Source organism: Streptomyces boncukensis (assembly GCF_011045075.1).
GTDB classification, from domain to species: Bacteria; Actinomycetota; Actinomycetes; order Streptomycetales; family Streptomycetaceae; genus Streptomyces; species Streptomyces boncukensis.
In genome coordinates, this window is the sequence record NZ_JAAKZZ010000476.1 from 1 (window position 1) to 5,649 (window position 5,649).

Annotated in this window: 3 protein-coding genes; all 3 read right to left on the minus strand. The window is 77.4% G+C overall.

Going from position 1 to position 5,649, the window contains the following annotated elements:
• On the minus strand, positions 1 to 3,960 hold a 3,960-nt coding region (locus G5C65_RS29970; protein ID WP_165302190.1), incomplete at its 3' end, for an SDR family NAD(P)-dependent oxidoreductase.
• Positions 3,961 to 4,017: 57 nt separating this feature from the next.
• Entirely contained in the window at positions 4,018 to 4,902 is an 885-nt protein-coding gene (fabD, locus tag G5C65_RS29975) for an ACP S-malonyltransferase (protein ID WP_165302191.1), read from the minus strand.
• Positions 4,903 to 4,973: 71 nt separating this feature from the next.
• Positions 4,974 to 5,649: beta/alpha barrel domain-containing protein (locus tag G5C65_RS29980; protein ID WP_478501615.1), on the minus strand; the 676-nt coding region annotated here is incomplete at its 5' end.

Genomic DNA, 5,649 nt, shown 5'->3' on the forward strand with positions numbered 1-5,649 from the left:
GGATGCCCCGGACGCCCCGCCCGCTCCGCACGTCGCGAACGCCCCGGACGTCGGGGACGGCTCCGGCCGCGGGGCGGCCGGAGCGGCCGGAGGGCGGACCGCGGCGGAGGCCGCCGGCGCGACGGACGGCTCGCCCGAGGCGCCGTCCGCGTCCCCGGCGTCGGCGGCGCGGGAGCCGTGCTGTGCGGCGAGGAAGGCGGCCACCTCGCCCAGGGTCCGGTGCTCGAAGAACAGCGTCTTGTGCAGCGCGCCGAACTGCTTCTCCAGAGCGACGGTGACCTCGACGACATCCAGCGACGACAGCCGCAGCGACTCCAGCGTCACGCCGGGGTGGAGGTCCGCGCCGGGGACGTCCAGGGCGCGCGCGAGCACGTCCCGCAGCGCGCCCATCGCCCCTTCGGCCCCGCTGGCGGCATCGGGGCCCGGCTCCGGGGCGCTCCGAAGCCGCGCCGAGCCCTCCAGCCAGGCGCGCAGAGCGGCGGCCCCGGTGATCTGCTCGGCGAGCGCGACCAGCGCCGCGTTCCGGGCCGGAGCCGAGCGCGCGCCCCCGTCCTCGGCGCTCCCGCTCTCGTCGGTCCCGCCCGTGGTCCCGCCCTCCGCGCGGTCCGCGTCGGGCAGCGCCCGCTCCGGGGCGAAGGCCACGGCGGCGGCGCTCTCGGCGGACAGCCGGTAGGTGACCGTGCCGTTCTCCGCCGGTGCGGCGTCCGGCGTCGCGACCTCCTCCAGGAAGCGGCGCACCGGCGTGTTCCGCTCGGTGCGGAGGTAGGCCAGCTCGACCGTGCGCACCCCGTCCGCGACCGCGTCCCGCCCGATACGGGACAGGAACGCGTGCTCGACGCCCCGGCCCAGTACCCGGCAGCTCGCCAGGAACGTGTCGAGCCGCAGCGTGTCGCCCTCGCGCCGCCCGAGCGCCGCCGCGACCAGGCCGTACTCGCCGAAGCGGTCGGAGACCTCCGCCACCCAGCAGCGGGCGCCCCCCTCCAGCAGCGCCCGCACCTCGCCCAGTTGGCGGCGCAGCGGCGCGACGGTGAACTGGTTGGTCCGGTGCGTCAGTTGCGCGACGCGCGGCAGCTGGTCGGGACGCGGCTCGTGCACGTCCACCCTCAGCCGCAGCCCCGCGATGAACTCCGCGAAGGTGGCGGTGGTGGAGCGGAACCGGTCGCGCGCCCGGCGCTCCCGGTACCCGGCGGCGCGCCTGCGGTCCTCCTCGGTGGTCGTCCCGGGGCTGTCGAAGGCCCAGATCCGGTCGACGAAGTCCGGCAGCGCGTCGGGGTCCTGCGGCACCGTGAGGGCCAGCACCTCGGGGAGGGCCTCGCGGACGGCGGCGGTCTCGACCGGGTTGTCGTCGAGGAAGACGAGGCTGTCGGTGCCCACGTCCAGCTCGCGGGCCAGGGAGCGCAGCGCCTCCGCCTTCGGCTCCCAGCCGATGCGCCGCGCCGCCAGATGCTCGGCGCGCAGCGGCAGTTCGGCGGCGCGCTCGCGGAACACCGCGTCGACGTCCCGCTCCTCGTTCTTGCTGCACAGGCACAGCAGCACGCCCCGGTCCCGCAGGCCGGCTGCCCACTCCTGCAGCCGCCGGTGCCCGGGTTCCACGGCCACGCCCCGCGGACCGTCCTCGGCGGCCTGCCCGCGCCACAGGGTGTTGTCGCAGTCCAGCACGAGCACCTTGTACGGCGGAGCGAGCAGCCCGTGCGCGGCACGGGCGACGCCGGCGGCGAGCGCGTGGTACGCCTCGGCGGTATAGGGCATGTGCGCCAGTTCCTCGCGGGCCGGATCGTGGTGGTCCGGGACCGGGAGGCCGCCGCTCCACTCGCCGCTGGACCGCACATGGACGCCGTCGGCGCGGCGGAGCCCCTCGGCGAGCCGCGCCTCCAGCGCCGCGTGCTCCCGTGCGCGCTCCGGGTCGCCGGTCACCAGCGGGGAGGGCGGGCAGACGCACACCAGCAGCGGCACGCGCAGCCGCGCGGCGGCGCTCGCGGCGGCGTCGGTGAAGTCGTCCACGGCGCGTTCGCCCTCGTCGCCCGGCGGCCAGTCCTCCAGCCGCACCAGCGCCACGTCGCAGCCCCGCGGGTTGCGGTGGAACCCGCTGCCGCCGTCCAGCAGCTCCTGGAAGATCTGCCCGTAGGGCGCGAGGCGGACGTCCAGGCCGAGGCCGAGCCGCTGGGCGAGGGCGGCGAGCGGGGCGCGGAGCGAGTCGACCGTGAACGTGGCGCTGACGACGAGCGCGGCCCCGTCATCGCCGCCCCCTGCGCCGTCCGTGCCGTCCGTGCCGTCCGCGCCGTCCGTGCCGCCGGTGCCCTCGACGGGGTCGGGCGGGTCCGGGTGCGGATCCGTCTCCGGTGCCGTGAACTCCTCCACTGTGGTGACCTCCCCGGGTCGGGCCTCGGACGTCAGGTGCCGGACCACGCCGACGGCCACGGGCTCGACGCGGGTGGCGGAGCCGTCGAGGGCCGGTGCGTCGGCGTACGTGGTCAGCAGCCGCGGCGGGCGGACGACGAGCACGCGCGCCGCCGGGTGTTCGCTCGGGACCGCCCGCACCAGCCCCTCCAGGGCGGCCTTCGCCGTGACGTAGTGGGACCAGCCGGCCGGTGGCCGGGCGACCGCGGACGACGACACGGCCACGACCCAGCCGCCCCGCTCGGCGACGTCGGCCGCGCACGCGGCGAGCGGGCCGCGGGCGAGCGCGAGTCCGTGGCGCAGGTGCTCGGCCGCACGGCTGCCGGTGTCCGGGTGGAGGCCGAGCGGGTGCAGCGGCGGAGCGGCGCTGAGGAGCAGGAAGTCGAGCCGCCCCTGCTCGGCGCGGACGCGGTCGCGGACCCGTGCGCACCAGCCGGGGTCGGCGGCGTCGCCCTGGAGCAGCCGCACCCGCCCGCCGCGCGGACCGAGCGCGGCGCGTACGGCCTCGGCCGCGGCGCGGCTGTGCGCGAACCCGAGGTAGACCGTGCAGCCCCGCACCACCAGGGCCTGGACCAGCGCGGCGCCGAGCCCCCTGCTGCCCCCGACGACGAGCGCGGTCCGGCCGCGCAGCGGCTCGCCGTCCGGCGAGAGCCGTTCGACCTCGGCGGCGGAGGGCGGTTCGCACGCGGCGCGGAGGAACGCGGTGGCGTCGACCCGGGCCGTGCGCGCTCCGGGCCCGGCGCTGCCGGTGACGCGGACCAGCCGGGTGGCGGGGTCGAACTCCGCGACGCCGGCGGCGGCGCGGAACGGCTGCTCCGGGCGCGCGCTCCCGTCCGGGGCGCTCCCCGGCGCGCCGTCCGGTTCGTCCGTCGCGTCGGTGAAGTCCACCGTGAGCCGGGAGAGCAGCGCGCGGCGGCCCGGCGCCTCCATGCCCACCAGATAGCTCGCCCAGCCGAGGACGGCCAGCTCGGCGCTGCCCAGGCCGCGTTCCGGCAGCCCCAGCGTGGCGGCGAGCCGGTTCAGCGCGGCGGTGTCGGGCACGTACGGGGCCAGAGCGAGCGGCCGGGCCGCGAGGTCCTGGAGCTCGCGCGGTCCGAGGTCGCGCGCCTCGTGGCGCCCGGTCGGCCCGCCGGGTTCCCCCGTGCCGGGCCCCGCTCCGGGCATCGGCGCGGGCACAGGCGCGGGGCCGGGGCGGAAGGCGGCGGTGACCTCCAGGAGCCGGCGGTCGCCGTCCACCAGGCGGACAACGGCCCGCTCGGGCGTGTCCTCGGCGATCTCGCGGCGGCAGGGCCGGTCCGGCAGGACGGCGCCGAGGAAGCGGACGGTGATCCGGGCCGGGTGCCGGTCAGCGCGCTCGGCGACGCCGGCCAGCGCGATGAGGGCGCACAGCACGCCGTGGGCGACGGGTTCGCCGAACGGGGTGTGCCGGGCGTAGGAGTCGTCGGTGTGCACGGGGCTGCGGTCGCCGCTGGCGTCCGCGAACGCGCGTACGGCCGTGCGGGGGATGACGACGCGCTCCCGCGTCCACTCCTCCGTCGGTATCGGCTCCGACTCGGCTGCCATCCTTCCTCTCCTCCGCTGAGCTCCGTTGACGTTCCGTTCAGTTCCGTCCAGGTGCGTTCAGGTCCGTGCGGGGACGGGCGCGGCCGACGCGGGCTCGCGCTCCTGCCGGATCCGGGCGGTCAGCCCGGAGAGCACGGTGCCGGGGCCGATCTCATGGAGGTCCGGGTCCGGCAGGCCGAGCAGATAGCTCAGGGTCTCGGTCCACCGGACGGGCTCCGTCAGCTGACGCACCAGCAGTTCGGCGACCTCTCCGTCGCGGTAGGGGCGGGCGGTGACGTTCGCGACGACGGGGATCCGCAGCCGCCCGAACCGGTGGCGGCGCAGCACCGCGGCGAACGGCCCCGCGGCCGGGGCCATATGGCGCGAGTGGAAGGGGCCGCTCACCGGCAGCCGCAGGGTCCGGGCGCCCGCGGACTCGAAGTCGGCCCGTACGGCGTCGATCGCGTCGGCGGGCCCCGAGACCACGGTCTGGTCCGGGGCGTTGAGGTTGGCCACGTCGACCGCGGCGTCCCGGGCCCCGTCGAGCACCGCGCGCACCCGCTCGGGCGCTGTCCCGAGCACGGCGAGCATCGCGCCAGGACCGGCCTCGGCCATCAGCTCGGCCCGGCGGCATACGAGTTCGAGTCCGGTGGCGAAGTCGTAGGCCCCGGCGGCGTAGAGCGCGGCGTACTCGCCGAGGCTGTGCCCCGCCAGCGCGTCGGGGACGGCGCCGCCGGACCGGATGCGGTCGACGTAGGACAGCGCGTCGACCACGTACATCGCGGGCTGGGCGTTGCGGGTGTCGGCCAGCTCGCCGGCCGTCGCGGTCAGGCACAGGTCCGCCACGGACCGCCCCAGCACGGCGTCGGCGCGCCGCACCAGGTGCGGATAGCGCTCGAAGAGCTCCCGCCCCATGCCGGTGCGGTGCGAGCCCTGGCCGGGGAACAGATGGATCACGGTCATCGGGGTCCCTCCGTGGACGCCCCGCCGGCCGGCGGGGGAGGTTGCGGACTAGGGGGTGTTCCGGCGCCGCGTCAGCACCGCGCCACCTCCCGCAGCCGGGTCTGCAGCACGCGCGCGGCGCCGGACATCAGCAGCTCCGCCAGGTCGTCGACGTGCCGGGCCCGCCAGTCCTCCCGTTCGGTGCCCTTCAGCAGGGAGTTGAGCGCGCCCATGGCCGGGCCGCACGCCACCTGGTAGTCCAGCGGCCGCTCGGTGGACCCGGCCGCCGCCAGCCGCGCCGAGTGGACGAAGTACCAGCGGAAGACCAGCGCCATCCTGCGGCGCGGATCCTCCTCGGCGGCCTGCAGCGCCGCCGGGTCGGTCCGGCTCAGATAGCGGCTGGTCTCCTCCCACACCTGGGCGAACGTGCGGCCCAGATAGCTGCGCTGGATCTGCTCGGCGGTCTCCCGGTCGAGGTCTTCGAGGCTGTGGTGGCTGCGGTAGAGCTCGTAGAGCCGGTTGGCGCGGGCGGGGAAGAACAGGCCGCGGCGCAGCACCTGGACGCGGGCGCCGATCTCGAACAGGTCGCCCGCCGGGGCGAGCGCGGTGTCCTCGGTCGTCGCCCGCTGGAGCCGGTCCTTGACGGCGTCGCTGGTGCCCGCCTCGACGGTGCACTGGTTGACGCTGCCGGTCAGGACGAAGTCGGCGCCCATGGCGAACGCCGCGGCCACCGCCTCCGGGGTGCCCAGCCCCCCGGCCTCGCCCACC